Here is a 25,194-nt window from a genome sequence, read left to right as displayed (position 1 = left end):
AACCGGAGATCGGACGCATGATTGTACGCAATATATACTACGCGGTGGCCTTTTTTGGTCTACCATTGACCTTGTTGCTTGGCTGGTTCTGGACCCCAGCGCTGTGGCTGTTGGTGATCGTGCTGCCCTATATCGCGATCGGGGCTTATGACCTGATGACGACCAAACACAATGTGCTTAATAACTATCCGGTTCTGGGCCATTTTCGTTACATGCTGGAATTCGTCAGCCCAGAAATACGCCAGTATTTTGTTGAAACAAACGAAAGCGGACGGCCCTTCAACCGGATTACGCGCAGTCTGGTCTATGCCCGTGCCAAGGGTCAACAGGATACACAGGCGTTTGGCACCCAGTACGACATCACGCAGGTGGGCTATCACCGCACCAATCATTCGTTGGTGCCGAAAGAGGTGGGGGAAAGCGAGAAGCGTGTTACGCTGGGTGGTCCTCTATGCTCTCAGCCTTACGATGCGTCGCGCCTGAACGTTTCAGCGATGAGCTTCGGAGCGTTGAGCCATACCGCGATCCGGGCTTTGAATGGTGGGGCCAAGGACGGTGGCTTTGCCCACAACACCGGTGAAGGAGGGATAAGCCCGCATCATCTGGCGGAAGGCGGTGATCTCATTTGGCAGATCGGTACCGGCTATTTCGGCTGTCGCACCCCCGAAGGTGGGTTCGACAAGGACAAGTTTGCCGAAAGAGCCGGAAAGGACGTGGTCAAGGCCATTGAGATCAAGCTGAGCCAGGGCGCAAAACCCGCTCATGGCGGCGTGCTGCCTGCGGTTAAGGTTGATGAAGAAATCGCTGAAATTCGCGGTGTTGAACCCCATAGAGACGTGATCTCACCTCCTGCACATGCGGCCTTTGAGACCCCCACCGGGCTGATGGAGTTTGTGCAACATCTGCGTGAGATGTCGGACGGCAAGCCAGTGGGTTTCAAGCTGTGCATCGGTAAACGGTCCGAGTTCATGAGTATCTGCAAGGCAATGCTGGATACCGGGATTTTGCCCGATTTCATTACCGTGGATGGAGCTGAGGGTGGTACCGGTGCTGCACCAGTGGAATACTCCAACAGGCTGGGGATGCCCCTGAACGAAGGGTTGATCTTTGTCGACAATTGCTTGCGTGGCATCGGCGTGCGCGACAAGGTCCGCATCATTTGTTCGGGCAAGGTGGCGACGGGCTATGACGTTATCGAGAAACTCGCCTTGGGCGCTGATATGTGCAACTCAGCCCGCGCGATGTTGTTTGCCGTGGGCTGCATCCAGTCGCTGCATTGCAACACCAACCGCTGTCCAACGGGCATCGCCACTCAGGATCAGGAACGCGCCAAGGCTGTGAATGTACCTCAAAAACGTCAGAGGGTGCATCGCTATCATGATGCGACGCTGGAAAGCTTCCGCGAAATTCTGGGTGCAATGGGCTATGAAAAGGTCACGGAGTTGCACCCTTCGGACATTCTGCGCCGCTCAACGGACGAAAAAGAGCTTACATACGCGGACCTTTATGAACGGCTTCCGGAAGGTGGGTTGCTGGCAGACAGTGTCCCTGCGGGATTTGCAAGCGATTGGGAGCGTGCATCGGCCCAACGGTTCTGAAGTACCGACGGCTCGATCATTGGCGTTTTACCACCCAAGCCTGTATGGAAATAGATCGAAGAATACGATTCTGATCAGGGGGGCCAAGGGCTTGCAGAGAACACTCATGTACCTCGCCGTCTTTGTCGGCGGCGCGCTTGGGTCCTTGCTGCGCGAAGTGCTGTCGCTTGAGATACCCGGTGTGCCCTTCGTGACTGCGACCTTCGGAATCAACATCGCGGCCTGTCTGTTCATCGGCTGGCTTTATGCGGTGCGGCACAGGGTTCATGCCTATGTCATCCACCTGGGCGCGGTTGGCTTTTGCGGCGGGTTGTCGACTTTTTCCTCGTTCGTGGCCGAGCTTGACCGGCTGCACCAAGCAGATGTCACCTATATGGTCGCAGCTCTGACCCTTGAGGTTGTTTTGGGCCTTGCCGCCGCTATCTTGGGTGAGGCGATCGGGCGCAAGTACCACGCCGGAGAGCACCCGGATGAGTGATCTCTATTTACACGCAGCATTTGCTCTTGGCGGCGGTCTGGGCGCAGTCGCACGGCACATGCTCAACCGCGTGATCACGCACGAACTACCGCTGTCGACGCTGATCGTGAATGTGGCAGGTTGTTTGCTGCTCGGGTTGTGGGTCGGTTATCTGGGCGATCCCCAGGTTCTGCCGGACGAGGAACGCCGCCTGGTGTTCGGCTTTTGCGGAGGGTTCACCACTTTTTCCAGCTTTGCCTACCAGTCTCTGCAACTGCACCGCGAGCGCACCATCCTTATGGCGGCAGGAAATATCCTTCTCAGCGTGGGTCTATGCTGGATTGCATTCTGGTTGGGCCTTCGTGCGATGCTCTGAGCCTTGCCGAAACCGGAGGCTTGAAATTTCGTTGCCCTTGGCTGAACGCAGCACGAGTATGCCAGGCCAGTGTCTGTCGCCCTAGATAATGGTGCCTTTTTGCGATGACGAAATTGGCAGCCTCGCCAACATGATCTGCCTAGGCAGATTGAAACGCGTATTAGGCGTTCATTTTTCGAAACGCGGTCGGGGTCTGGCCGAATTCCGCCTTGAATGCCCGTGTCATCGCACTGGCGTTATCATACCCGCAACGCCCGGCGATTTCCGCAATGGACTGTTCCGTATCCTCCGCCAGATTACGCGCAAGCGTTAGGCGTAGACGTCGGTACAATGCTTGCGGCGTTGTTTTCAGGTCCGCCCGGACGCGAGCCTCGATCCGTCTTTGCGAACATCCAATGCGTCGTGCAACCTGAGCGATTGAAAGCGGCGTTTCAATATGCGCCTGCATCACGTCCAGTACCCGATTGACCAGTGTGTCTTTGGATTTCAACGGAAGAGCATAAGCGTCGCGCCCCTTACGGCCCATCAGCAGGTGCGCTACCTCCATGGACAAAAGCGGGCCATGATCCCGCTGAATGAGGGCAGAGGCCAAATCGAACGCCGCCATTGCCCCGGAACAGGTCAGCAGATTGCCATCAATCACAAATCGCTCCCGCACGGTATCGACGGCCGGGAAGCTTTCTTCGAACCGCGAAAGCTCGTCCCAATGAATGGTCGCTTGGCATTCATCGAGCAAACCGGCTCGTGCCAGAAGCCAGCTTCCGGTGTCCAATCCTGCGATCTGCTGGTGCCGTTTTGATGCGGCCAGAATTGCCCGCGCAGTCGACCGGGTATCGAGTTTCAGAAAGCCGTAAGATGGCATAACCACCAAAACATCTCCGCTCTGACCTTCGAGGGCGCAATCCGGGGTTACGCTTAGGCCGCTGGAACTGCGTACGGGCGCCCCATCAAGCGAACAGAACCTCCATGCATAGAGCGTTTGCCGTGACATGTTGTTCGCCGCCCGCAATGGTTCGACCATGTTCGCAAGACAATGGTTCGAGAACCCATTGAAAAGCAGAATATTGTAGTGCTGTGGCAAAAATTTCGAATCCTGCATGAAATGCGACCAAGTCTGCATGCCGAATACTTGGAGGATGACGTTCTTTGGGTCAACAACTGATCCAAGGGATGCGCGCTATGCAGTTTGGTTTGTCCGAAGAACAAGAGATGATCGTTTCGACCGTCCGCAGCTTTGTTGAAAACGAAATCTACCCGCATGAAGAGGCCGTCGAACGCAGCGGTACGGTCCCGCTGGAGCTGGGCAACGAAATCAAACAAAAATGCATCGATCTGGGTTTTTATGCCTGTAACTTCCCTGAAGAGGTCGGTGGCGCGGGCTTATCCCATCTGGATTTCACCCTTGTTGAGCGCGAGCTTGGCCGAGGCTCGATGGCACTGACGCATTTCTTTGGACGCCCTCAAAACATCCTGATGGCCTGCAACGAAGAGCAACGCGAACGCTATCTGCTGCCCGCCGTGCGCGGCGAAAAGATGGATGCTTTGGCGATGACCGAACCGGATGCCGGGTCGGATGTGCGCGGTATGAAATGTCAGGCGGCGCGCGATGGTGGTGACTGGGTTGTAAACGGTTCGAAACACTTCATCTCGGGCGCGGAACACGCGGATTTCTTCATCGTCTTTATCGCAACAGGCGTGGACGAGACCCCCAAGGGCCCCAAAAAGCGCATCACTACTTTCCTGGTGGATCGCGGCACCCCGGGCTTTGAAGTGCGCGAAGGGTACAACTCGGTAAGCCACAAGGGCTACAAGAACTATATCCTGTATTTCGATAATTGCCGTCTGCCGGATGCGCAGGTTCTGGGCGAAGTCGATGGTGGTTTTGCCGTGATGAACGAATGGCTCTACGCAACCCGCCTGACGGTTGCGGCGTTCTCGGTTGGGCGCGCGCGGCGCTGCTTTGACTATGCGCTGAACTATGCGGCCGAGCGCAAGCAGTTCGGCCAGCCTATCGGAAAGTTTCAGGGCATCGGCTTCCAGATCGCAGACATGATCACCGAGATCGACGCCGCCGACTGGCTGACCCTCGCCGCCGCCTGGCGGCTGGATCAGAACCTGCCATCGAACCGTGAAATTGCCTCGGCCAAGCTTTACGCCTCGGAAATGCTGGCGCGGGTGACGGATGTGACGCTGCAAATCTATGGTGGTATGGGCCTTATGGACGACTTCCCGATCGAACGGTTCTGGCGCGATGCGCGCGTTGAACGCATCTGGGACGGCACCAGTGAGATTCAGCGCCATATCATCAGTCGTGATCTTCTGCGTCCACTGGGCGCCTGACCATGAACAAAGACCTAACTCGGCTGCTGCGCCCCAAAACCATCGCTGTCATTGGCGGTGGTGCCTGGTGCCAGCAGGTCATTCTGCAATCCGAACGTATGGGCTATGCCGGGCAGATTTGGCCAGTGCATCCCAAAGCCAACGAGATCGCGGGACACAAGGTTTATGGCCACATCGAAGACCTGCCTGAAGCCCCGGATGCGGTGTTCATTGGCATCAACCGCCACGCCACGATTGAGGCGGTTCAGGTCCTCTCCAGCATGGGCGCGGGCGGGGCGGTCTGCTTCGCCTCGGGTTTTTCCGAAGCCGTCGCTGAAGATGATAGCGGCGGGGACTTGCAGGCGCAGCTGATCGCCGCAGCCGGTGAAATGCCCATTCTTGGCCCTAACTGCTATGGCTACATCAACGCGCTAGACGGAGCCCTGCTGTGGCCTGACCAGCACGGGGCGACGCCGGTGGACAAAGGCGTGGCGATCCTGACGCAAAGTTCGAACATCTCGATCAATCTGACCATGCAGAAACGCGGTTTGCCGATTGCCTATATGGTGGCCTGCGGAAATATGGCTCAGACCAGCCAGGCGCAGATTGCTGCGGCCCTGCTAGATGATCCACGCGTGACAGCCGTGGGCCTGCATATCGAAGGCTTCAAGGACATCCGCGAGTGGGAGGCGCTGGCCGTCAAGGGGCATGAAAAGGGCATCCCGCTTGTTGCCCTCAAGGTCGGTGCATCGGAACAGGCGCAGGCAGCGACTGTCTCTCATACGGCATCTTTGGCGGGCAGTGATGCAGGCGCGCAGGCGCTGTTGGACCGGCTTGGCATCCCGCGCCTGACTGCGCTTCCGGATTTCCTCGAAACGCTCAAACTTCTGCATTGCTACGGGCCGCTTCCCGGCGGCCGTATCGCTTCGATCAGCTGTTCCGGCGGGGAAGCAAGCCTGATTGCAGACATGACGGTTGGCACTGACCTGACTTTCCCAATGTTAAGCGATGATAAAAAGGTTCGCTTGCGAGACGCGCTCGGTCCGATGGTCGCGTTGAATAACCCGCTGGACTATCACACCTATATCTGGCGCGATGAAGAGGCGATGGCCCGGGCATGGTCAGGTATGACTGGCGCGGATATCGATTTGACGTTTTCTATTGTCGACTACCCGACCACCGATCCAACTGACTGGGCCAGCGCGACCCGAGCGGCTTTGAAGGTGCGCGCTGACACTGGAGCGCGTTTTGCTGTTGTCGCTACATTGCCAGAACTGCTGCCGGAGGATGTCGCGCAAGACTTGATGGCTGGCGGAGTGGTGCCATTTATGGGCTTGCGCGAAGCGCTGGCCGCAACACGCGCAGCGGGTCAGATCTGTGCGCCTTGTGTACAGCCTGTTTTGCTGCCGGGCTGTGCCGAGGTGTCCCGAACCCTGACCGAAGGTGAGTCGAAACAGGCGCTGGCCAAGTTTGGTTTACGTATCCCGCAAAACCGTTCGGTCAGAGGTAGGGAAGAGGCCCGCGCGGCGGCTCAGGACATGAACGGCCCCTTTGCTGTAAAAGGCGTGGGGCTTGCTCACAAATCAGAACACGCCGCCGTTCGGTTGGGCATTCAGGCGGAAGATGTTGCCGCTGTTGCCGCTGAAATCGGCACGGAAATCATTCTGATAGAAGAGATGATCACCGGCACTGTCGCCGAACTTTTAATTGGCGTCTTTCGGGACCCAGCGCATGGATTTGTGCTGACATTGGGGGCAGGGGGCGTGTTGACCGAACTGCTGCGCGATACGGTTTCGTTGTTGGTGCCCAGCTCTCCTGCGGAGATCCGCAGCGCCCTTGGCACATTGAAGATAGCACCCTTGCTAGAAGGCTATCGCGGTCAACCTGCGGCTGATATGGATGCGATCATTGCCGCAGTCCAGGCCGTACAGGCCTATGTCACGCAAAATGCCGACGCGCTTGGCGAGGTCGAAATTAACCCGCTTCTGTGCACGCCTGAAAAGGCGGTTGCTGTGGATGCTTTGATAAGAAAGGCCTGAGAATTGGACCCGATCAAAACCCGACGTGATGGAACGATCCTTGAAGTGACGCTAGACCGACCCAAGGCCAATGCCATCGATCTGGCCACCAGCCGCAGAATGGGTGAGGTTTTTGCCGAGTTCCGCGATGACCCGGACCTGCGCGTGGCCATTCTGACCGGCGCGGGCGAGAAATTCTTTTGCCCCGGCTGGGATCTGAAAGCTGCTGCTGATGGTGACGCGGTGGACGGAGATTATGGCGTTGGCGGGTTTGGAGGTCTGCAAGAGCTGCGCGACCTGAACAAGCCTGTGATCGCAGCCGTAAACGGCATCGCGTGCGGGGGCGGGCTAGAGCTGGCCCTGTCAGCGGACATGATCCTTGCCGCTGATCACGCCACTTTTGCTTTGCCGGAAATCCGATCAGGCACTGTGGCTGATGCAGCCAGTGTCAAGCTGCCAAAACGCATTCCCTATCACATCGCCATGGAACTGCTTTTGACCGGGCGCTGGTTCGATGCTGAAGAAGCTAATCGCTGGGGTTTGGTGAATGAGATTGTCACCGCAGATCAACTTATGGACCGCGCGTCGGAACTGGCGCGTTTGTTGGCGTCGGGACCGCCCCTGGTTTACGCCGCAATCAAAGAGATCGTGCGCGATGCGGAAGATTCCAAGTTCCAGGATGCGATGAACCATATCACCAAACGTCAGCTGCGCACTGTGGACGTACTCTATGCCAGTGAAGATCAACTGGAAGGTGCCCGCGCCTTTGCCGAAAAACGTGATCCGGTGTGGAAAGGGAAATAAACAAACCCGGCGATCAGTAGGTGAATTTGCCATTTACTGATCCACGCTGCGGGTGCACATTAAGTTATGCCTTATTTCGAGCGTAAACCCTACGAAAACCCGTCGCGCGTAATTAGCTCTGTTGCATCGCAGCCGGACACGCAACCGATTTCGGATATCGCGCGCCGCGTGCTTGAGACAGAGCGCGGCAACCAAAAACACCTCAAAGGGCCTTTTACCTGTCGCAAGATCTGCCATCCCGGCGGTACGGCCACAATCTTGTTGTCCTTTGCTGCGGCTGAAGGTGACGAGCCGGTTGAAATGCAGTTCGAACCTGGTGATCTGACCAATCCGAATGGGGATATTCTGCCTGCGAACCGCGTCAACGTTATTCCGCCCCAGATTCGATTGGCCGCAGGTGAGGCCACAGATGTAGCGGTAGTTGTCACTGTACCGGACCTGACGGAACCGGGCGCTTATCATGGTCGGATCGCCTGCACCGGGACCGAGCAGACTTCGATCGTTGTGGTGTTTGAGGTTGCAGGTGCTCAGACCTGACGGGTCACGAGGTAATCCATGAACTGCGCGAGAAATGCACGCGGGGCGTCTTGGGTGCCTGCAAATACCTGCGCAAATTCCTGACGGGCGGAAGCAAGAAGATCGTTGGCCGCATCTTGCGCAAATCGGATGCTGCCATAGTGATCCATACGCTCAAGCACCCATTCAACATCTTGACTTGAGCGATTTTCGCGCGGGTTTGATAGCAGTTCGGCCAATCGCTTCTGTTCCGGCTCATCTGCGTGCAGACCAAGTTGCCCCAACATCAGCGTACGCTTGCCCTCATAGATGTCGCCGCCAATTTCCTTGCCGTATTTATCTTGCGAACCAACAAGGTTGAGAACGTCATCCTGAATTTGAAACGCCGCGCCCAGAAAGAAACCGAACGCGTTGAAGTCATCCAAATTCAGTGTGCCCGAGGCGACATCCTGCGGCCGTGCAATCAATGCGCCGATCCGCATGGGGTGAATGAAACTGTACCAGCAGGTCTTTTTGAGACACATCCGCAGATAGTCCGAGGCGCCCACGTTTAGCCGATTGTCCCGTATCCAACCCAGCTCCAACGCCTGACCTTCGATGGACTGCTGTAGCAGATGGTCGAACTCGTCCACGACACGCATCCCGGTTTCCAGTCCAAGCGACCCCAGATTTTGCCGCAACAGCCGCAGGGCCAGCGCCTGCATCCCGTCGCCTGTATTTATGGCCAAAGGGATCCCAAGCCGCTGGTGCATACATGCACGCCCACGCCTGAAATCGCTTTGGTCTTCGATATCATCGTGGATCAGAAAGGCATTGTGCAAAAGCTCCAGCACAGCTGCGGACACTCGTGCTTCCTCGGTGTTGCCGCCAAAGGCTTCGCATGTGGCCAGCAATAGCGCGGGCCGTAGTCCTTTGCCTGATGTTTCGATGTAATCCCGTATCGGACCATACAGGTAAGCCTGGGGTTCACCCGTTGGCAAAAGCCCCAACAGAGTTTCGCGCGCGCGATCCCCGTAAGAGGTCAGCTGTTTCAGAAACTCCTGCTGTGCCGCAGGGTCCAGATGCGCGGTTCCGGGTTTCAAAGGTTAACCCTTCTGCGTGATGATCACGCGAGGTTTGCTGCTCTGCGCGCTGGCGGGGGCAAACCCGGTTCCAGCAGAGGCAAAGGGTGCATCCGTTATCGGCAGGGCTCTGGACAGCACATCAGACTGACCGCTGTCCCGGCCCAGATCATAGGCCACATCTTCGGCAACCTCATCTCCGGGTATCGGAAGATCTGCCGTTGGTTCATAGCTGGCCATCAGATCAAACAGTTCTTTTGGCGGGCAAATCATGCGCAGCGCTTCGGCAATGGCCGGGTCTTCGATGATACCGCCGGGTTTTGAATACTCTGCAGCCGGTTCACCGATGGCTGCCAATGGCCCGTCACCACCGCGATCAATCCCTGCGGTGTCTTGGCCCATTTTCAGTGCAGCTTCGACCGCGACAGCAAACCTGTTGTCCCACGGCAGACCCGCTTGATAACGCGCGTAGTCATAGGCGCGCAGCGGTTTCAGGATATCAGGCTCGTGCAGGTCCCAGATCTGGCAGGGCTCGGCATCCGATCCGCTGCGTTGCAGGATCGCGTTGACTGCCCGGCGCGCGGCCTCATTCGCCCCTTCCATTGTGGCAAGGTCAGTAAAGGTGCGCACATAGTCGGATGCCAGAAAGAAATTCGGGATCAGCGTGGCCGCATCTGGCCGCAATCGCCAACTGTTGATGCGGTTGACAAGCAGAGGTTCCACATTGCTTTGGCGTTTGGGATCTTCGGGGTCCTGCACGATGTCGGGATCAAGGAACCAGTAGTGCATATCCTCATCCCGCAGCAGAGTCTCGCCATCCACGTTGAGACTGCGTTTGAGCTGCTCCCAAACTTCTTTTGCAATCTCTTCCCGGGTGCAATTGCGCGCGGTCTTTCCGTTCAAGCCCGGCTTGTCCCATTCCGAAATATCAATTGAAAGCAGGCCTTTGGTTTTGCCTTCAGCCCAGTTGTCAAAGTTGATCCCCGGCCAAAACTGTTTTTGCGACACGGCGGTCAGAGCCCACGGGCTATCGATGAAGATCACATGCCCGTTTGTAAGTGTGACCTCTTTGGTCAGATAGAACTGAATACCGTTCATCCACTGAACGTCGTTTGCTAGCAGTGGCAGTTTGGCAAGCGCCGGATCGGCTGCCATCATCTCGGGCGTGAGAAGTGGCGCGATGCGCTCGATCGGCATGGCACTGATGAACCAGTCGCCTGTTACGTTCTGTTCTCTGCCATCCTGTTCAACCGTCGCACCGGTGATCCGCCCGTTTTGGCATTCGATGCCTGTTACCTTGGACTCGAAGTTGTAAACGACCCCCTTGCTTTTGAGGTAATCCAGCCAGGGCTGAATCCATACTAAGTTGGTCGGTCCGTTCAGCAACCTGTTGCAATGCGGCTCAGGCGTGGCAATGCCCAACTGCAGCTGCACGGCAATGTCGCCAACGGTCTTGGTGCTGGCAGTCGTGGCTTTAGCGGCCACCAGAGACCGTGTCAGGCCGATGGCAAGAAATTTCTGATACGCTTCCGAACGGTCTTCCGCCCCGATGAAATCCCACCATCCGATCCGTTCATATTCGTCGAACCGGCGTTCCTTGCAGGACGTCGCTATCCGCCACATGCAGGCAACGAAATGCTCGACATCCTCATATGCTATCTGGTCCCTTGGCGAGAGCGCGAAGGCAATTGTCTTGAACGCATCCGCCACGTCTTTGAGGGTGCGAGGAAATCGCTCGGGTACAATGATGCCGGGCTTGTCGAACTGACTGACCAGAACCTGAGTGGTCGGCACCAGATTATCAAAGCACGTGCCTTTGTCGTAATAAGGCGTACGGGCCATCGTGTCGGTAATATGTCGATAGAAGTTCGGGAAGAACCGGAACCCATGCTCGCCTGGCAACCATGGGCGTTTCACTCCGGGCGGATAGCTGGCCCCGTCCATCTCGGCCCAATTCTCCAGCGCTTTGATATGCTTTGCCTTCGAGCCGTGATCGCCTTCACCCTTCATCACAGGGATACTGCGTGCCTTGCCGCCGGGGATCATTTGGCGTTCGTGGATCTCAACCTCGAAACCGCGTTCGATCAGTTCGTGCGCGGCGCTCATGCCGGCCACGCCACCCCCAAGAATGACAACCTTTTCAGCCATCTGATGTTCCTTTCGCGGAATAGACGTCAAAGCGCAGGGTTATGTCCGACAGGCTGGCTTCGCCAATGCCAAACCCCTGCACCCGATTCATCCAGCTGTAATGCAGGTTCGAGGTCAGGTAGCGCGACGCCACCCGCACAGGGGCCGACGCAGGCAGGTTCCCCTTCAACAGTGCGGCATAACCATCGGGGCCAAACTCACACATGCCGGTATCTTCAAACAGGATCGGAGCGCCGCCGTCCGCTGGCTTGATCAGCGCTTTGGCATGGAGAAGCCCCACGCCGTCAGGACGCACACGCATCCAGTCGCCTCCAACCGGTTCAATCACCCCATTCAAATGAGGGCCTTCGACCGTACCGCCTTCCTTGATGGCGAAATGCAACCAAACCCCGTCCGGCGTCTCGCCCGAAGGGTGGAAATCGCTGGCGAAGGGGACAACGAACTTGGCGATATGGTCCAAAACCGGTGGTTGTGGCGCGGGGTTTGGCTTTTGCACCGGTGCTGTCTTGGGGGCAGTGTCCGGTCCTGGGTCATACTCATGGCCGCCAGACGTCAATACCGGACGCCAGCAAAGTGTCTTGTCCTGTGCTACCGAGGGAAGGGTTGCCGCAAAGCGCTGAAGCCCGGTTTTCTTATCATAGCTCAAAGGCCAGCCGCGAATGGCCCGCTCGGGGCCGCCATCCGGTGAACAGATCAGCCGCATTGTGTCATGAGGCGAAACGGATGGTCCAGCTTCTATCAAAGCTCGCTTGTCACCGGTTGCACTGATCGTTTCTGACCAGCGCAGGGTTACACCCCGGTCTGTAAACTCGCGCACAGCCAAGCCTCCGGTCAGCAGGTGAGGGTGCAGATGGCCTGTTCTTCCTTGATCCGCAGGCGGAATTTCTGTTGCACACGGAAGACATGCTCACCTTCCGACGAAGTCTGCAAGTACTTGACCGCGATTTCAGATGGCACCACGATTTCAACAGGTGCGCCTTGCAGCGACACAAGCGCTGCGTTATTCGCGGGCAGGGTGCCCGAGCGCAGCAACGGACCATCCAGAAACGGCAGAATGCTGTCCCGCGGCAGCACCATCGAGTTTTCCAGCGGCGTCGTCACGGCCTGGAACAGGCCATTGCCCATCACACAGGCATAGGGGCCCAGATACCCGCGCGATTCCAGTTCATTGATACCCGCAACCACCGCTTCGAACACTTTGGTGCCGGTGTAGGTTGTCTTCTTTGCTGACGACGAACCAGAAGATGTCTCACCCGCTTCCAGCAAGCCTTCGTATTTGCCGCCGCCGCTGACGGTATAGATCGGTGGCAAAGAGGTGGGCGCGCTAGAGTTGGGTTTGGGACCTTGCCCGGTGCCCGGTTGGCCGTTGAAGATGATGTCGTCTTCGACCCGTGCCACAATCGCAGCCGCACGGCGGAACATGATCAACGCCGCGGACAGCTCGGGGTCGGCCATCTGCGCGCTTTTCAGATAGACGTTCACAGACACAGTGGTCAGGCGCGTGGTGTCAAAGTCGTTGACACCAAGGCGTTTTGCAGTGCCGTTTTCGTTGTCGACCAGTTCAAGCCGGTTCAGCGGGACCGATTGTGTATCAGCGGGGAGCGGCCCGTATAGTGGCAGAAAACTTGCGGCCACCCGCGCGCGGAGCGCCTCATCATGGACGGCTTTGTTCACGGCGTTCCACTGGGCGTCGCCCCAGTCCAATGCATCGGTCATGTCAAATCCCTCTTGGTTTTGCCGCCATATTTGGCGGTTCACTTGGTTTTGTTCAATTTTTTTTCGGTCAGTTGGTCCAGAAATTGTCTGGCCCGATCTTCCTGCACAATAGCCCCAATGCTGCGCGCCAGCGTTAGTGCCTGCACGGCTTCAGCCCTGGCTGCATCTATTTTCCCGCTTGCCGCGAAGGCCTTGGCTCGCACGCGGTGATATTCAGGCTTGTTTAGCGTTTCTCCGCGTTCCCAGCCGGGTGCGCAGACCGCCTCGAGCCGGTCCAGCGCCCTATCGAGGTCACCATGATCGATCATTATTTCCGACAATACGATCTGATTCTGCGGGAAAGTGAAGTTGCCGCCTGATTTCGAAATCAGGTTCATGCGCGCTTCGATCTGTTCGGGCACATCAGCAAGGTCGCCTTTCCCGGCCTGTGCAAGACCCATATAGATGTCCTGCATGGCGTGCAGATACAGGAACCCTTCCTCATCTGCGATCTTGCGGGCTTCCTTCATCGTTACGTCCATCCTGTCCCACTCACCAGCGTAAGGCAGGAACATGCAGCAGGCACCCATGATATAGACCAGATTGGGCGCGTGGTTCAGCGCCCTGCTGACTTCAATGGACTTAAGACGCGCAGTTTCAGCTTTGTCGAACTTACCTTGCTGCCATAGCAGGCATCCTTGAATCGCCAACAGCGAAGCCATGGTCGAAGACTGCGTCATCGGCATCATCGCCATATCAAGTTCTGGCGATATCAGGGCAAAGGCCCGGTCAAGCTGACGCTCACATTCGGCGAACTCACCACGGAAGTAATGGGTGAAGCTCAGCGCGCGGGCGGTGAGAACGTTGGCAACCGGATCCCCGGTCATTCCAGCCATCGCATCCAGCGCCTGTCCCATCTCCATTGCGTGATTCATTTGGCCACCAACAAAGAAATTGGTCCAACGGCAGAAGGTTGCAGCGAAAAGCGTCTCTCCATCACCCAGAGACTGGGCAAGCTCCATGGCGCGCGCGGCTGTCTCTCCGACCTGATCAGCAGACCAGCCATAGATCGCCATGTAAGCGGGCAGAATGTTCATCTGAACGCGCAATTCGAACCCGTCACGTTCGGCAGTTGCGGGCATGGACCCGAGATTGCGCAGCGCCGCCCGAAAGGCTGAGATCGCGGGCAAGTTCGCGAGTCGGGACAGGGCTTGCTCGCCTGCGGTGAACCAGTGGGCGACAGCTTCGTCCTTTAAACCACCCAAATCGCAGTGATGCGCGATGGTGTCAGGGGCTGGGTTGCCAAAGGCCTTGTGCTTTTCAAGTAGGGCTTTGCCAATTTTCAGATGCAGTTTTTGACGATCGTCGCGTAGCAGAGAGTTATAGGCGGTATCCTGAACAAGCGCGTGGCTGAACGTATAGGTGGCGGACCCTTCGTCGCTGGTCGCCAACAGTACACCGGCCGCCATCAATTCCAGCAAGGCTTTGTCGACATCCATGCTGTCCTGGGCGACCGCGTCGATCATGCGTGCTGAAAAGCTGCGCCCGATGACTGATCCCAACTGCGCAACAGGTTTGGCGTTTTCCATTCTGTCAAGGCGTGACATCAACGAATCCTGCAGCGTGGATGGAACGCTCAGCGCATCCAGCACCTCGGCATTGATCGGCGCGTCGGCGGGTAGCTGATCCAGAACCGCCTTTGTTATTTCCTCAATGAACAGAGGAACCCCATCCGCTTTTTCAATGATCTGACGGATCAGAATAACTGGCAGACTAAAGGGCTCGGCCACACGGCGTACCAACTCGGATGCCTCTGTCCTTGCAAGCGGTGACAGATCGACGGTTGCCGCCTTGTCCAGGTAATGCTCTGGCGGCTCGTATTCAGGCCGGTGTGACAGAACCATAAGTACCGGGAAACCTGCCAGATTGGCAGCAAGTGTGTCCAGAAAATCCAATGTGGTGGCATCTGCCCAGTGAACATCTTCTATAACCAACAGCAACGTGCCGCGCCTGTCGCATATGCTGGCAAGGCTGCGCAGAAGCACATCCATGGATTTCCGCGCCTTTTTCAGCGGATCAGGTTCGGCGGGCGCGCCCGAGTCGACACCTGCCAAATCCAGCAGGACGGGCAAGTCCGTTTCGTTCACACGCGAGGCGGATTGAACAAAACCTGTTACCGCAGCCTGGATATTTTCGTCGGATTGGTCGCCTGACACACGTCGTAACTCGTTTATTATAGGGTGTAGAGGTAGACTGGTCAGATGTGGCGTACATTGTAGGGTAAGCGGTTTGACCCCGACCGTTTCAGACAGCGACTTGATCAGTCTCGACTTGCCTATACCTGCCGCGCCGCCGACAAGTGCCATTCTGCCGGCCCCTTCCTGTGCTGCAGACCAAAGCTGAGTCAAAGTCGACAGGTCGTCGTGCCGTGCCACCAGTTTGACTGCAGATTGTCCGGTCCGGGCCTCAAATCGACTGGCAGATACGGTTTCCTTGAGCACGCAAAAGACTTTGCGCTGGTCTTCGAACCCTTTCAAATCATGGCTACCGCGCGGCTCGAATTCGAACGTTCCCTGTGTCAGCCGCATTGTTTCTGATGAGACGATCACCTCCCCAGGCTTAGCGAGCCCTTGCAACCGGGACGCAAGGTTCGCCGTCTCGCCAACCAAAAATTCCTCAGACCCAAGGCTTTTCGAGGACACGATGCCAACAACGACCATTCCGGTTGCGATTCCTGCACGCAGATTAAGTTTTTCACCGAATTTGTTGTCCAGGTTTTGAACAGCCTCAATGGTTTCCAAAACTGCCCTTACAGCCCGCTCAGCGTCGTCTTCCATTGCTTTGGGATACCCAAAATACACCATGATGCCATCGCCCTGACGATAGGCCAGATGACAGCCATGCTGTTTCAAGGTGCCGATGGCTGTATCCAAGTACAGATTCATGATCTGCATCAGGTCTTCGGGATCATAGCGCTGTGCAAGCTGCGTGGATCCGACGAGGTCGCAAAAGACCAGAGTCAGTTGCCTTCGTTCGGCCTCGGACTTTACTCCATCTCGGCTTGACGCGTCTTTGCTTTTGAGTTCCGCCTGAGCTTTGCGAAACCTTTTTCTTTCCCCAACGCTCAACCCAAGGTCGCGCAGTTCCGGGTCGGTCAGATCGTCCAAAAGCTGGTCGTCCACGCCTTCTTGCCGGAACATCGATAAATGATCCGTCAGACCGGCCAGATTTAGAACTTTGGAAATACGTTTTGCCTCAAGGACCCGCGTCATAGTCTTGCGATCCCGCCCATATTTTTCCCCTCATAGTCCCCACAGTTTATATTGTATTTGCATAGGTAAAAATAGAGAGGATTTTTTAGAAGGCGCTTGACGCAAGGGCAACTTCGTTAACGAGTTATCTTGTTTGAAGAAATCCTGTTGAAATTTCAACCCGCCTTTGCTGCCTTCAGTTGGGAATAGTGAGTCAGGGTATCAAAGCGATATTGGAAAGGGGGAATCCCGTTCCACAGGTTCGTTTTTGCTGCTCAGCTTGCCAATTGAAATCGGTTAAGAAATGAATTGCAGCAACCCAATGACAAAGAACGAGGCCGCGTGTTGAATTAGAACGCTACGAGGTACTCGACCCAAACAGCGTTCAAGGCCAACAGGATCGCTGATTGACAAATACCCGGCCCTCGCTCAATGCAGTAGGGATGATCACAAGTCTGAATTCACGGAGCGCGGCCCCAAAAATGCCCAATCTCACCCAGCTGGCCAAAAAACACGGTACCGACAAGGGACTGACGGATCTGGCTCATGGTTACACGCGGCTGTACGAGCTTCTGTTTCACCCGCTTCGGGACAAGCCTATTCGGTTGCTTGAAATGGGGTTGTTGCGCGGTGGCCCCGAGGTGCGGGGGCGTCGGGCAGACCGTGAAACGGATCGCGTTCCATCGGTTGATATGTGGCTGGAATATTTCGAACATGCTCATGTCACGGGTCTGGATATCTCGGACTTTTCTTGGCGCAAGGGGCCTAGGTTTGATTTCGTCCAATGCGATATGGAAAAGCGTGAGAACATCAAAGCTGCAGCGGCCCAGTTTGAACAGCCCTTTGATGTGATCATCGACGACGCTTCGCACGCCTCGCATCATCAGCAATTCGCGCTTTTGGAGATGTGGCCAAAACTCAAGGATGGTGGGATTTACATTATCGAGGACCTCCACTGGCAACCGGGCACGTTTGAGAACCCGGATTTTCCCAAGACGGGAGATCTATTCCATGACTTCCAACGTACCCGTAGGTTTGCGCACTCTGATCAGGAGATCGAGCGCGATCTGAACGCTCTTGCGGATGAAATCGGGTTCGCCTTCGTCTTCCCCGACAAGTTCAAGCGACGCGGCGCACCCAAAATCCTAGCGATGCAAAAAGTACTTGGTCAATATGATTGATAGCCTATCGCTCTCGATACCTTTCGGCCCATTTTTGCGTTCAAGTTATGACCCGCAGGATTGTGTCGGATGACCAGCGACAAAAAAATGGCTGTCGTGCTGTGCACGGACGAAAACCAGATTTGGCAGGCGGCCTATGCGTTGGTGCGATCATTCTTGCTCGACACGACCAACGAGATTCAGCATTACCTTTATGTCTCGGCTCAGGTAGATCCGCGGTTGGAAACTCTGTTTTCAAGATATTTCAGGATCGTCTATTGTTTGGACGATATTGTCCCGCCCGAAAAATTCAAGTCGCATGGTTACGTGTCCCAGGCGACTTTGCTCAGGCTAAAAGCACTAGGCGATCTGTCTCATTTGCACGAATTTGTACTGTATCTTGATAATGACATCGTGCAACGTTGGGGGTCGCCGTCAGACCTGATGCAGTTGCAGGGTTTTGAACAGCCCATTGCGGCCGTGGCCGATAACACCCGCTGGACGCAGGGCCGGTTCTGGAAAAACGCAGACTTCAATTTATTACCTGCAGGCGCGCAGCAAAAGTACTTCAATGCCGGTATGCTGTTCGTCAACAGCAGGGCTTTGATTGCGGAAAACATCTTTGAAAAGGCGCTTGGCGCGTTGACTGGTGCGAGTGATCCTCTGCCCTTGGCCGACCAAAGCGCACTTAACATTGCTGTGGACGGAAACTGGCTAGAGTTGTCGCCATCGTGGAATTGGCAGCACTCATACCTGCCGGGCAAGATCATAGCTTTGCTGAACCCCCGTTACGTTCACTTTACAGGACCAGTCAAACCCTGGGCCAACACGACCCGCGAAATAGAAGAGATCTATACCCTGTCCCTTTTGGCTTTTCTAAAGCACTTCGGACTTGATGATGTGCATAATGAAATCGCGGCTGAGAATTTTCCGAAGAAACGTCTGACGCACTACATGAAAAGAACGCATGGCATTTCGGAGAAAACGTTGTCCAGATACGACAAAAGCTTGCCCTACTTTTCAGACGGCACATTTGCAGACCGCCAATCCGGCATTCTTGCTTTTGGGGCGGATGCCGACAGGCAGGACTACCCGTTTCCTGAACTGTTTAACTTCCTTGGATTGAATCCAGATTGAGCCCTAAGGTCTGTTGGCGTGTGTTGGTCCCGCCGGGGTGGCGGAACCGGATCTATGTCAGGCCGTAGAACCCTTGAGTCGAATGGCCGTGCCCAAGCTGCCTGCGCAGACACCGACCACGACGGCGATGACAAGCTCTAAACCTTCGACTTGCGCGAATTGAAAGCCAGCAAACACCAGCGTTTCGAATATACCGACTGCGCCACCCAATGCCGCGCCCAGCCACAGCTTGCGGGTCATCATGCCAAGGGCCAGCCCCAGAATGCCGGGCAGGCTTAGGATGTTGCCGCCTATCGTTCCCAGTATCTCTAGCATCTCCGCTCCCCCTTCAATTCGAGCTGTTGTTCAGGAAGTCACGGATATCGTCGCCAGATGCGGTCGCATGTTCTTCCAGAACTTCGCCTTCAAGTCCCGCGGTCACATTCTCATATGTTTCCAGGTAGTTCGGCGGCAGGCTGTGCGCGATACCCTGGTGGCAATCGATACAGGTCATGCCTGTGTCGATAGCGCGCTGGTGTTCCGACGCGGCGCGGGTTTCCTGAATGGTAAAGTCCATATAGTCGAAGTTGTGACAGTTGCGGCATTCGCGGCTGTCGGACGCTTTCATCTTTTTCCACACCGCCGAGGCCATTGCCAGCCGGTGATCCTCGTATTTCTCGGGCGTGCTGATGGTTCCGGCAAGCTCGTGATAGACGTCTTTCACGGCCATGATCTTGGCTTTGATCTTGTGGTTCCACTCATCCGGAACGTGGCAATCGGAACAGATCGCACGCACACCGGAATGGTTGTTGTAGTGGATCGTCTCGCGGTATTCGCCCAGATTCGTTTCCATGGTGTGGCACGAAACACAAAACTCTTCTGTATTGGTCAATTCCAGGGTCCAGTGAAACCCACCCCAGAACAGGATACCGGCCAGAAATCCTGCAAGGATCAGAAAGCCCGAGCTGAACATTACCGCCGGTGTCCAGATCGCGTTCCACAGTCGACCTAAAAAGCCGCGTTTTTCGGGGGAGTCTGCCATGTCGCTGCTCCTTTCAGTCTTGAGTTGAATCAGTTGCCAGTTGAGGGCTGGAACACGTTATCGACCAGCGGCGGCGCGTCCGCTTGCGGAACGTGGCACTGATTGCAGAAATACCGGGTTCCTGCGATGCGATCCAACTCGCGGCCTTCGCGGTCCAGATAGTGGGTCATCGAAAGGGTCGGTGCATTTCTCTCGCCAGCTTTGGACCAGTCATGGCAGGACAGGCACTGATTGGTGCGCACATCGATCTGATATTGTTCGATCGAGTGTGGGATCAGCGGCGGCTGCTGGCGATAATTGCGCTGCATCCGTCCTTCTACATTTTTGTGGATTTGATCCAGCGGGATCGGTTCGTCCACGTCCGCGCCTCGCAGGGTTTCAACTTGTACGGATTGCGCGAGGGCCCATCCGCTCAGCAACAATACGGGTAGAAGGGCAATTCCGCCTGTAACGATTGATCTTTTCATCTTGGCACTCCCCTAGATAGGTCTGGCAGCGCGCGGTTCAGGCGCGGCAACTGGATCGGAAGGTTGAACGACGTGGTCGTCAAACCGGTGAGTAAAGTTAAAAACGTCGACTGCGCAGACATCGATGCAACGTCCGCAGTTTGTGCAGTCGGGTGACAGGATCAGTGGCGTGTGTCCCGACTTGCCTTTCAGCGCGGGTGAGATCACCTGATTTTCCGGACAGACCGCATAGCAATCCATGCAGTCGTCACAGGCGGCGCGATTGGTGGCGCTTACACGTAGCAGGCTTTTTGACCCGATCAGGCCATAGAACGCACCGACTGGACACAGATGACCACACCAGCCATGACGTGAGACAATCACGTCAAAGATAAAGATCGCGGCAATCATGGCCCAAACAAAACCCATGCCGAAAACCAGTCCGCGATGGAGCATGGTGATCGGATTTACCAGCTCCCACGCGATCACACCGCTCAGGCCCGACACAAGCAAGACAGTTGCCAGAACCCACAGGCGCGAACTGCGCTTGGGCTGCCAACCTTTGGGCAGATCCAGCTTGCGATGCAGCCAGTTCGCGGCATCCGTCACCGGGTTGATAGGGCAAACCCAGGAACAATAGACCCGACCGCCGATCAGCGCATAAACCGCCAAAACGATCAGCCCGCCGATCAGTGCCGTCACCTCAGGCAAATGACCCGCAACGAAGCTTTGCAACAGGATGAAAGGGTCTGTCAGGGGCAACACGCCCAGCGTCAGCGACCCCGCCAGGTTTCCTTCCACGATCCATATGCCGAACCACGGACCCAGCAGAAACAGAACCAGAAAGAACAGCTGACTTACGCGGCGCAATAACAGATAGCGATGTGCGCCGATCCAACCTTTGCTTTCGACTGCCTCGTGACCTACAGGCATATGCGTGCGGGCGCTCATTGTCCGACTCCGGGTAGTTCATATCCGGGGGCAAACCCGCCCGGAGAAACCAAGTTGTCGGTGCCAGGTCCTGGCAAACGGTCGGGCAAATCAATGATCCCTTCGACAACCGGCGCGCCCTTGGCAGCCTTTTCTTCCCAGCCTTTCCGGTAGTGTTCTGCCGAACTACCACGCGCCAGCCGCGTAGGCAGAACCTTGATGGCTGCTTCGGGTAGAACACAGCTTTTTTCGCACATGCCGCAGCCAGTGCAGCGATCGGAATGGACGGTCGGAATGAACAGCGCGTGATGACCGGATCGAGTATTATGCTCGGTCTCGAGCGTGATCGCTTCATCAATCACCGGACAAACGCGGTAACAGACATCGCAACGCAGGCCGAGGAAGTTCAGGCAGTTCTCTTGATCGACCAGCACCGCGACGCCCATTTTGGCATCGTCGATATTGTCCAACCCGGGGTCCAATGCCCCTGTTGGACATGCGGCCACACAAGGAATGTCGTCGCACATTTCGCAGGGAATATCCCGCGCGGTGAAAAACGGCGTTCCGGTTGCTACCGCATCCGATCCAAGTTCGGCCAGCTTCAGGGTGTCGTAGGGGCAATCCCGCACACACAGACCGCAGCGGATGCAGGCCGACAGAAACTCCTTTTCCGGCAATGCGCCGGGCGGGCGCAAAGCCTCGGCTGGCAGCGCGCGGGCGTCGCGGGCCAGATAGGCCAGCACCGACCCGGCGACAACGCAGCCGCCCGCCGCGCGGGCCGAGTCCTGCAGGAACCGGCGCCGTTGCGGCGAAAGGGGTGTGTCGACAAGAGGCATGGGAATTACCCGTACAATCCTTGCTGGTTACGCGCGCTCGACCTTGCAGGCGCACTTCTTGAAGTCGGTCTCTTTCGAAAGCGGGCAGGTCGCGTCCAGCGTCAGTTTGTTGGTTAACTGATGCTCGTCGAACCAGGGCATGAAGACCAAACCACGCGGCACCTTGTTCCGGCCTCGGGTCTCCACTCGGCTGGTGACTTCCCCGCGACGGGTGGACAGGACAATCTCTTGCCCGCGCCGCAAGCCGCGATCACGCGCGTCTTCTGGGTGCATGTACACCACAGCCGACGGATAAGCGCGGTGCAGTTCCGGAACCCGGCGAGTCATCGAGCCCGAGTGCCAGTGCTCCAGAACGCGGCCCGTTGACAGCCACAGATCGTACTCCTCATCGGGCACTTCGGCGGCAGGTTCGTACGGCGCAAAGATGATCTTGGCTTTACCGTCTTTGTGACCGTAGAACTTCACATCCGCGCCTTCGGGCACGTAGGGGTCATATCCTTCGCGGAAGCGATAGAGCGTTTCCTTGCCATCCACGACCGGCCAACGCATGCCGCGTGCCTGATGATACATGTCGAACGGAGCAAGGTCATGCGCATGACCACGCCCGAAATCGGCATATTCCTCGAACAAACCTTTCTGGACGTAGTAACCGAAATGCTCGGCATCGTCGTTGTCGAAGCCTTCCGCAGTTTCGGACAGCGGGAATTGGTCAACCTTGCCGTTGGCGAACAGCACGTCATACATGGTCTTGCCGCGATGTTCGGGCATCTTGGCCAGCAGCTCTTCGCCCCAGACCTCTTCGACGGTGAAGCGTTTCGAAAACTCCATCAACTGCCACAGGTCGGATTTCGCTTCGCCCGGCGCCTTGACTTGTTGACGCCAGAATTGGGTGCGGCGTTCCGCGTTGCCATATGCACCTTCCTTCTCGACCCACATCGCGGTGGGCAAGATCAGGTCGGCAGACACCGCCGTAACTGTCGGATAAGGATCAGATACGGTGATGAAGTTTTCCGGATTGCGGTAACCGGGATAGCCTTCTTCGTTGATGTTGGGCGCAGCCTGCATGTTGTTGTTGCACTGAACCCAGTAAGCGTTCAGCTCACCATCTTTCAGTTTGCGGTGCTGCAACACGGCGTGGAAGCCGGGCTTTGGCGGGATGGTGCCAGCCGGAATGTTCCAAGCGGTTTCGCAAATTTCCCTGTGCTCATCATTCGCGACGACCATGTCGGCGGGCAGGCGATGGGCAAAGGTGCCGACCTCACGCGCGGTGCCACAGGCCGAGGGCTGACCGGTCAGCGAGAAGGGCGAGTTGCCGGGTTCCGATATCTTACCCACCAGCAGGTGCACGTTGTACATCAGAGAGTTCACCCAGGACCCGCGTGTGTGCTGGTTGAAGCCCATGGTCCACAGGCTCATGACCTTGCGTGTTGGGTCTGCATATTGCTGCGCCAGTTTTTCCAGCTTATCCGCAGGGACGCCGGACAGCTCGGAAGTGTACTCCAGCGTGTAGGGTGCGACAGCCTCGGCGTATTCCTCGAAACTGATGGTTTCCAGCTTGCCCGAGTTCGGGTTCGCGGCTTCCTGCTGCAACGCATTGGTTTCACGCAGGCCATAACCGATATCGGTTGCGGTCTTAGTGATATTGACGTGGTTACGCACGAAATACTCGTTCACCGCGCCATTCTGGATGATGTAGTTGGCGATATAATTCAGGATTGCCAGGTCTGTCTGTGGTTCGAACACCATTCCGTTGTCGGCCAGTTCGAACGAGCGATGCTCGAAGGTCGACAGTACATGCACTTCGCATCCCGGTTTTGTCAGGCGCGTATCCGTCAGGCGCGACCACAGGATCGGGTGCATCTCGGCCATGTTCGAACCCCACAGCACGAAGGTATCGGCGTGTTCCAGATCGTCATAGCACCCCATCGGCTCGTCGATGCCAAAGGTACGCATGAAACCCACAACAGCCGAGGCCATGCAATGGCGTGCATTGGGGTCGATATTATTTGACCGGAAGCCTGCTTTCATCATTTTGGCCGCAGCGTAACCTTCCCAGACGGTCCATTGGCCCGAGCCGAACATGCCGACGCTGGTCGGGCCTTTCTTGGCCAGGGCCTCTTTCCATTTGGCGGCCATGACATCAAAGGCTTCATCCCAGCTGACGGGCTCAAATTCACCGTTCTTGTCGTATTCGCCGTTGGTTTTGCGCAGCAGTGGGGTGGTCAGGCGATCCTTGCCGTACATGATCTTGGACAGGAAATAGCCTTTGATGCAGTTCAGACCCCGGTTCACGGGTGCGTCGGGGTCGCCTTGTGTGGCGACAACGCGGCCATCCTTGGTGCCAACCAGAACCGAGCATCCAGTGCCGCAGAAACGGCAAGCGGCCTTGTCCCAGCGAATATCGGGCGCATCGGCCTGCGCATTGGCCTGACCGGCGGCCATCGGAATGCCAGCGGCCGAGGCCGTTGCGGCAGCGGCGGATGCCTTTAGAAAAGTACGACGGGATTCAGAAACAGTCATTGCATGGGCCTCCTGCTGGTCGGTTGGCTTTGGGCATTTGATTGCGGAGATGTCTCCGCCGGATCTTCGAAATGGTGATATGTCAGCGACAAAGAGATCACGCCGGGGATCTGGTGCAGATCCATAATGGTGTCCGAGGCCAGCTTTTCAGCGGTATCCTCGACAACCACTACAAACCGGCCATCCTCGGCTTCGGCATGAAGCTCGACGCCTTGGGTTCCAGTCATTGCCGCACGCGCGGCGTCGGTGTGATCTGGGGCGATGTGGACGAGACAGCCACAGATATTCATTAGGTCACCTCCGGGTGTTGTGGGGTGGGGCGGTGCATCGAGATGGCCCCGGCGGGGCAGGCAGCAGAGCAGCTTCCGCAACCGATACAGACTTCGGTATCAAGCGCAGGCTCCGCCCGTCCGCCCAGTTGCAGACGAAAGCGGATGGCGTCTTGCTCGCAATTGTCCTGGCATACGCGGCAGCTGACCCCGTTCATTGACAGGCAGCTTGCCGCATCAACTTGTGCACGCCACGGCCATTGGGCCACACGTTCGGGCAACAGCGCAAGTGTTGGGCACGCTTGGGCGCAGTCTCCACATAGGGTGCAACCATCTGCGGAAAAGTCGAGAGTGGGAAAACCACCGTCATCGAATGTGATGACGTTTTCGGGGCAAGCCGAGGCGCAATCCTCGCAGCGTGTGCACAGATCTGCAAAGTCCGAAACGGCCGCGCCCGGCGGGCGGATCGCATCGCGATCTTCCCTAAGTATGCGCGCGCTGAGAAAAGCGCGTCTACTCGTCATCTGGCTCATGGCTGGTGACTCGAATGTGGACATTTTTTGTTCGCGTGTTTGTTTTGATAACCGCCAAGTCGCGAATCTGACTTGATCCAAGTCATATTCGTTCAGAAA

Annotated in this window: 23 protein-coding genes; 9 read left to right on the top strand and 14 right to left on the bottom strand. The window is 56.7% G+C overall.

Going from position 1 to position 25,194, the window contains the following annotated elements; all coding sequences use genetic code 11:
* Positions 1 to 17 precede the first annotated feature (17 nt).
* The 3 genes from GOV85_RS09260 (at position 18) to crcB (ending at position 2,431) form a co-directional block, all read left to right on the top strand.
* Entirely contained in the window at positions 18 to 1,598 is a 1,581-nt protein-coding gene (locus GOV85_RS09260; RefSeq protein ID WP_171177235.1) for an FMN-binding glutamate synthase family protein, read from the top strand.
* A gap of 106 nt (positions 1,599 to 1,704) precedes the next feature.
* Positions 1,705 to 2,076: a CrcB family protein gene (locus tag GOV85_RS09255; RefSeq protein ID WP_171177232.1), complete on the top strand. Its 372-nt coding sequence runs from the start codon at positions 1,705 to 1,707 to the stop codon at positions 2,074 to 2,076.
* A complete protein-coding gene (gene crcB / locus GOV85_RS09250) occupies positions 2,069 to 2,431 on the top strand; it encodes a fluoride efflux transporter CrcB (protein ID WP_171177230.1) in 363 nt (120 codons plus the stop codon). Before GOV85_RS09255 ends, crcB begins: the two co-directional genes overlap by 8 nt.
* A gap of 160 nt (positions 2,432 to 2,591) precedes the next feature.
* Here crcB and GOV85_RS09245 read toward each other — a convergent pair whose 3' ends face one another.
* The gene (locus tag GOV85_RS09245) at positions 2,592 to 3,530 is read right to left on the bottom strand and encodes a GlxA family transcriptional regulator (protein WP_171727710.1); all 939 of its coding nucleotides are present in this window, start codon (positions 3,528 to 3,530) and stop codon (positions 2,592 to 2,594) included.
* 80 nt (positions 3,531 to 3,610) lie between these two features.
* Between GOV85_RS09245 and GOV85_RS09240 the strand changes: the two genes are divergently transcribed.
* From GOV85_RS09240 to GOV85_RS09225, 4 genes are all read left to right on the top strand, one after another.
* Positions 3,611 to 4,771, top strand: coding sequence for an acyl-CoA dehydrogenase family protein (locus GOV85_RS09240; protein ID WP_171177226.1), 1,161 nt, complete (start codon positions 3,611 to 3,613; stop codon positions 4,769 to 4,771).
* Between the two features lie 2 nt (positions 4,772 to 4,773).
* Positions 4,774 to 6,789, top strand: a complete 2,016-nt coding sequence (locus GOV85_RS09235) for an acetate--CoA ligase family protein (protein WP_171177224.1) — start codon at positions 4,774 to 4,776, stop codon at positions 6,787 to 6,789.
* A gap of 3 nt (positions 6,790 to 6,792) precedes the next feature.
* Complete coding sequence (locus GOV85_RS09230; RefSeq protein ID WP_171177222.1) at positions 6,793 to 7,572, top strand: carnitinyl-CoA dehydratase; 780 nt, start codon at positions 6,793 to 6,795, stop codon at positions 7,570 to 7,572.
* A gap of 66 nt (positions 7,573 to 7,638) precedes the next feature.
* Complete coding sequence (locus tag GOV85_RS09225; RefSeq protein WP_171177220.1) at positions 7,639 to 8,109, top strand: hypothetical protein; 471 nt, start codon at positions 7,639 to 7,641, stop codon at positions 8,107 to 8,109.
* On the opposite strand, the gene GOV85_RS09220 is transcribed toward GOV85_RS09225, so the two are convergent.
* From GOV85_RS09220 to GOV85_RS09200, 5 genes are read right to left on the bottom strand one after another with little or no spacing between them, the layout of a single operon-like run.
* Positions 8,100 to 9,170 (bottom strand): polyprenyl synthetase family protein, encoded by a 1,071-nt coding sequence (locus GOV85_RS09220; RefSeq protein ID WP_209509356.1) that lies wholly within the window; start codon positions 9,168 to 9,170, stop codon positions 8,100 to 8,102. The two genes, GOV85_RS09225 and GOV85_RS09220, sit on opposite strands and share 10 nt — an antisense overlap.
* 3 nt (positions 9,171 to 9,173) lie before the next feature.
* Positions 9,174 to 11,297, bottom strand: coding sequence for an FAD-dependent oxidoreductase (locus tag GOV85_RS09215; protein WP_171177218.1), 2,124 nt, complete (start codon positions 11,295 to 11,297; stop codon positions 9,174 to 9,176).
* On the bottom strand, positions 11,290 to 12,114 hold the full coding sequence (locus GOV85_RS09210; protein WP_171177216.1) for a DUF3237 domain-containing protein: 825 nt from the start codon (positions 12,112 to 12,114) through the stop codon (positions 11,290 to 11,292). The genes GOV85_RS09215 and GOV85_RS09210 overlap by 8 nt, the downstream gene beginning before the upstream one ends.
* A gap of 14 nt (positions 12,115 to 12,128) precedes the next feature.
* Entirely contained in the window at positions 12,129 to 13,013 is an 885-nt protein-coding gene (locus GOV85_RS09205; protein WP_171177214.1) for an encapsulin, read from the bottom strand.
* 38 nt (positions 13,014 to 13,051) lie between these two features.
* Positions 13,052 to 16,264, bottom strand: coding sequence for an adenylate/guanylate cyclase domain-containing protein (locus tag GOV85_RS09200; RefSeq protein ID WP_171177212.1), 3,213 nt, complete (start codon positions 16,262 to 16,264; stop codon positions 13,052 to 13,054).
* A gap of 461 nt (positions 16,265 to 16,725) precedes the next feature.
* On the opposite strand from GOV85_RS09200, the gene GOV85_RS09195 reads away from it, so the two are divergent.
* Both GOV85_RS09195 and GOV85_RS09190 read left to right on the top strand, forming a co-directional pair.
* Positions 16,726 to 17,424, top strand: coding sequence for a class I SAM-dependent methyltransferase (locus tag GOV85_RS09195; RefSeq protein ID WP_171177210.1), 699 nt, complete (start codon positions 16,726 to 16,728; stop codon positions 17,422 to 17,424).
* Positions 17,425 to 17,493: 69 nt separating this feature from the next.
* Positions 17,494 to 18,540, top strand: a complete 1,047-nt coding sequence (locus tag GOV85_RS09190) for a glycosyltransferase (protein ID WP_171177208.1) — start codon at positions 17,494 to 17,496, stop codon at positions 18,538 to 18,540.
* Positions 18,541 to 18,597: 57 nt separating this feature from the next.
* Here the strand turns inward: GOV85_RS09190 and GOV85_RS09185 are convergent, their stop codons facing one another.
* From GOV85_RS09185 to napF, 8 genes are read right to left on the bottom strand one after another with little or no spacing between them, the layout of a single operon-like run.
* Entirely contained in the window at positions 18,598 to 18,855 is a 258-nt protein-coding gene (locus GOV85_RS09185) for a hypothetical protein (protein ID WP_171177206.1), read from the bottom strand.
* Between the two features lie 13 nt (positions 18,856 to 18,868).
* Entirely contained in the window at positions 18,869 to 19,561 is a 693-nt protein-coding gene (locus GOV85_RS09180) for a NapC/NirT family cytochrome c (protein ID WP_171177204.1), read from the bottom strand.
* Between the two features lie 29 nt (positions 19,562 to 19,590).
* Positions 19,591 to 20,028, bottom strand: a complete 438-nt coding sequence (locus GOV85_RS09175) for a nitrate reductase cytochrome c-type subunit (protein ID WP_171177202.1) — start codon at positions 20,026 to 20,028, stop codon at positions 19,591 to 19,593.
* Positions 20,029 to 20,040: 12 nt separating this feature from the next.
* Positions 20,041 to 20,958 (bottom strand): quinol dehydrogenase ferredoxin subunit NapH, encoded by a 918-nt coding sequence (gene napH, locus GOV85_RS09170; RefSeq protein ID WP_171177200.1) that lies wholly within the window; start codon positions 20,956 to 20,958, stop codon positions 20,041 to 20,043.
* On the bottom strand, positions 20,955 to 21,773 hold the full coding sequence (napG, locus tag GOV85_RS09165) for a ferredoxin-type protein NapG (RefSeq protein ID WP_171177198.1): 819 nt from the start codon (positions 21,771 to 21,773) through the stop codon (positions 20,955 to 20,957). The genes napH and napG overlap by 4 nt, the downstream gene beginning before the upstream one ends.
* A 27-nt stretch (positions 21,774 to 21,800) precedes the next feature.
* Entirely contained in the window at positions 21,801 to 24,293 is a 2,493-nt protein-coding gene (gene napA, locus GOV85_RS09160) for a nitrate reductase catalytic subunit NapA (protein ID WP_171177196.1), read from the bottom strand.
* Positions 24,290 to 24,583, bottom strand: coding sequence for a chaperone NapD (locus tag GOV85_RS09155; RefSeq protein ID WP_171177194.1), 294 nt, complete (start codon positions 24,581 to 24,583; stop codon positions 24,290 to 24,292). The genes napA and GOV85_RS09155 overlap by 4 nt, the downstream gene beginning before the upstream one ends.
* Positions 24,583 to 25,119, bottom strand: coding sequence for a ferredoxin-type protein NapF (gene napF, locus GOV85_RS09150; protein ID WP_245224427.1), 537 nt, complete (start codon positions 25,117 to 25,119; stop codon positions 24,583 to 24,585). Before napF ends, GOV85_RS09155 begins: the two co-directional genes overlap by 1 nt.
* Positions 25,120 to 25,194: the final 75 nt, after the last annotated feature.

The sequence above is a fragment of the Ruegeria sp. HKCCA4633 genome (assembly GCF_013034605.1).
Classification (GTDB): Bacteria; Pseudomonadota; Alphaproteobacteria; order Rhodobacterales; family Rhodobacteraceae; genus Ruegeria.
The sequence above is the reverse complement of the archived record's forward strand: the minus strand, read 5'-3'. Positions and strand labels throughout refer to the sequence as shown.